This window comes from Microseira wollei NIES-4236, from assembly GCF_020521235.1.
Taxonomy (GTDB): Bacteria; Cyanobacteriota; Cyanobacteriia; order Cyanobacteriales; family Aerosakkonemataceae; genus Microseira; species Microseira wollei.
Genome location: NZ_BLAY01000505.1, coordinates 1 through 661, shown reverse-complemented (window position 1 = coordinate 661; position 661 = coordinate 1). Strand labels below are relative to the sequence as shown.

Genomic DNA, 661 nt, shown 5'->3' with positions numbered 1-661 from the left:
CCACAGCAATTGATTCCAAAGCATCGCCAACAGCTGATGTCGCATCTATGGGAGAAACACCAGAGATATCCGCAACAGCAACATCCTCTTCGTCAGCGGTCGCACCAACATCCGCCACAGCAATTGATTCCAAAGCATCGCCAACAGCTGATGTCGCATCTATGGGAGAAACACCAGAGATATCCGCAACAGCAACATCCTCTTCGTCAGCGGTCGCACCAACATCCCCCACAGCAATTGATTCCAAAGCATCGCCAACAGCTGATGTCGCATCTATGGGAGAAACACCAGAGATATCCGCAACAGCAACATCCCCCACAGCAATTGATTCCAAAGCATCGCCAACAGCTGATGTCGCATCTATGGGAGAAACACCAGAGATATCCGCAACAGCAACATCCTCTTCGTCAGCGGTCGCACCAACATCCGCCACAGCAATTGATTCCAAAGCATCGCCAACAGCTGATGTCGCATCTATGGGAGAAACACCAGAGATATCCGCAACAGCAACATCCTCTTCGTCAGCGGTCGCACCAACATCCCCCACAGCAATTGATTCCAAAGCATCGCCAACAGCTGATGTCGCATCTATGGGAGAAACACCAGAGATATCCGCAACAGCAACATCCCCCACAGCAATTGATTCCAAAGCATCGCCAAC

The 661-nt window shown here is 51.0% G+C and carries 1 pseudogene; it reads right to left on the bottom strand.

From position 1 onward, the window contains the following. Positions 1-661 (bottom strand): annotated as a pseudogene (locus MiSe_RS49560) (hypothetical protein); the annotation flags it as partial.